Below are 2,493 nucleotides of genomic sequence, written 5' to 3'. Positions count from 1 at the left end.
GGGGTGCTTGGTTTTGGAAGTTCGCGAAGCCCACTTCTCAAAACCAAGCACCCCGCCCCGGGTCTCGTCTGTGTATTTCCCGCTGGGCGAGCTATAGATGCCATGCACCGATGCGCTAAAGCGGCGACTTGAAATTGGTGCTATATTTAGCTCGAGTTGTTAAGTGTTAGTACGGGAGTCTGATATGGGGCTGTTCAAGAAGAAAAACCCGCAGGATGCCTTTGATCCCGATGTGTTTACCATCACGGACACGATTTTGGACCCGCCGCGCTTTACGTTTTTGCCGGCTATCTACCAGGATGCCACGCGTCGCAAGTGGGCCGTGCATCAGCGCGGCGCGACCCCGAGGATTTTTGACTACGCGGATGTGCTGCAATGCGAGATTGTCGAGACCGGAAATCCCGAGGATGTGCCGCAGCTCAGCAATCGAGAGCTCGCTCAGCAGATTTTGATTAACCCAGCTCAGGCTACCAAAAACAATGCCGCCAAGCGTAACATGTGCCTTGGTATGGGTGTCGTCGTTGCCGTGCAAACCGGCGAGGATGAGATTTCGAAGCTTGAGATTCCTGTGACTGCGGGCGAAGTCAAGCGAGACTGCGGCCTATATCGGTCGTATCGGAACGTTGCGGAACAGATCAAAGAAGCCTTCGACGCCATGGGGCGTTCGGAGCAATGATGCCCGCAGCATCAAGCGGTCGAGGAGCCTTACCCATGTCGAGTGAACCATATGCGATTCCGCCCAAAGATCGCGCCTTTGAGGGCATTCTTTGGTATATCAACCATTATGACCTGCAGGGTGGCGACCGGCTGCCCGCCGAGCGCGTGCTCTGTGAAGAGCTGGGCGTGTCCCGCACGGCGTTGCGCGCTGCGATCACGCGTCTCATTTCGTGCGGAACCTTGGAAAGCCGCCGCGGTTCGGGCACCTATGTGTGCCCGCCCAAACCGCTGAACATCTTTCAGGAAACGTGGAACTATACGCAGGCGGTGGAGAGGGTCGGCTCAAAGTCAACCGCACGCCTGGTATGCTCCAAGGTCGTGTACGCCGATATCGACCTGGCCCAAAAGGCCCAAATCGAGCTGGGCATGCCGCTCTTCTGCATTCGGCGCGTGCGCGTGGTCAATGGTTCCCCGGCGTCGATCGAGACGGCATACGTCAATCTGTCTTTGTGTCCCTCGCTTCCCGATCACGATTTCGAGCAGGAGAGCCTCTACGACGTTTTGCTCAAAGAGGGGAATGTCCGCGTGTCGCACGGCAAGGAGCATATTTCCATCAGCCGTCTGAACGCCGACGAGGCCAAGTTGCTGGATGCCCAGGAGGGCGCCCCGGTGTTTTATAAGGCTTCGCACGAGCGCGATGAGAACGATGGCTTTGTCGAGTATTGCAAGTCCGTGACCCTGCCGACCAAGTATCGATTTGCCGATAACGGTGAGGCAGACGGCGTTGCGACGAAGGTGGGTGTCGAATGGCTGAGGCAGTAGAAGACTTGCCGGTTTACAAGCAAATTCGCCGCTGCATTGCGGAGCGAATCGAGCGCGGTGACTATCCGACGGGCTCGATGATTCCGTCCGAAAATGAGCTGGCCGAGGAGTTTGGCACGACGCGCCTGACCATCCGCAGCGCCATGGATGAGCTGGTCAAAAGTGGCCAGATTCGTCGCGTGCAGGGCAAGGGCGCCTTTGTGGGGCACAAGTGGTTTGACGAGCACGCTCGCAAGGGCGGCTTCCGTCAGTCGGTTTTAGCTTCGGGCGCGACGCCGTCGGTGCGCATCCTGGCGCGCTCCAAACGCTATGCCGGCCCGTATTATGCCGACTTGTTTGGTATCGGCGAGGACGATCTGCTCTACTCGGTGCGCCGTCTTAACTGCATTGATGGTGAACCCGTGTCGATCGAGATGACGCTGATCCCGTGTCTGCTGTTCCCTGGCATCGAAGACGTGGACATATCGGTTTTCAGCCTGTATGAGACCTATGACATGTTGGGCCGAAAGCCAGATAAATCGATTGAGAAGCTCGATATTGAGGCGCTGGGCGCACGCGATGCGAGTTTGCTCGATCTTGAGCCGGGCGACCTGGCCCTCGTGCTGGAATGCCTGACCTATGACTCGAGTGGACAGGTTATCGAGTGTGCCAAGTCTTTTACCCGCGGCGATGCCGGCGGATATACCTACAACTATTAGTGTTCAGAGCGTCCTTGTGTACGGCAGGGCGCTCGTCTTTTATGGCCATATGTCGCTTGACCGATGGGCGGCAAAAACTGACCGTCTACCGAGAGGGGAGGATGAAATCGAAAAATCGGTATTAAAAACGGCTAACCTGTAATCGTTCACTGGTATTAAGAACCTTTGAATTGTTGAGCTTGGGGCCAAGATGACCACAAGGTTAGGCGGTGCGACGGGACGGTAAGCCCGTCCGGGCCGTGTGACAATTCAAACTGCTCGTGAAAGGAGCGGGAATGAAGGAGACCGAGAAGATCGAGATCATGCACTTCGACCA

Annotated in this window: 3 protein-coding genes; all 3 read left to right on the top strand. The window is 56.7% G+C overall.

From position 1 onward, the window contains the following. The first annotated feature begins 184 nt into the window (after positions 1-184). From DXD94_RS09495 to DXD94_RS09485, 3 genes are read left to right on the top strand one after another with little or no spacing between them, the layout of a single operon-like run. Positions 185-676, top strand: coding sequence for a hypothetical protein (locus DXD94_RS09495; RefSeq protein WP_117636071.1), 492 nt, complete (start codon positions 185-187; stop codon positions 674-676). Between the two features lie 35 nt (positions 677-711). Continuing rightward, on the top strand, positions 712-1,479 hold the full coding sequence (locus tag DXD94_RS09490; protein WP_117763892.1) for a GntR family transcriptional regulator: 768 nt from the start codon (positions 712-714) through the stop codon (positions 1,477-1,479). Further along, a complete protein-coding gene (locus DXD94_RS09485) occupies positions 1,464-2,177 on the top strand; it encodes a GntR family transcriptional regulator (RefSeq protein ID WP_055252186.1) in 714 nt (237 codons plus the stop codon). Before DXD94_RS09490 ends, DXD94_RS09485 begins: the two co-directional genes overlap by 16 nt. Positions 2,178-2,493 lie beyond the last annotated feature (316 nt).

Origin of the sequence: Collinsella sp. TM10-22 (assembly GCF_003466125.1) — a bacterium.
Lineage (GTDB): Bacteria > Actinomycetota > Coriobacteriia > Coriobacteriales > Coriobacteriaceae > Collinsella.
Note: the sequence above shows the minus strand (reverse complement) of the source record. Positions and strands in the feature narration are given on the sequence as shown.

Coding starts and splice junctions, on each gene's coding strand:
- DXD94_RS09495 (WP_117636071.1), top strand. CDS start 185: ATGGGGCTGTTCAAGAAGAAAAACCCGCAGGATGCCTTTGATCCCGAT.
- DXD94_RS09490 (WP_117763892.1), top strand. CDS start 712: ATGTCGAGTGAACCATATGCGATTCCGCCCAAAGATCGCGCCTTTGAG.
- DXD94_RS09485 (WP_055252186.1), top strand. CDS start 1,464: ATGGCTGAGGCAGTAGAAGACTTGCCGGTTTACAAGCAAATTCGCCGC.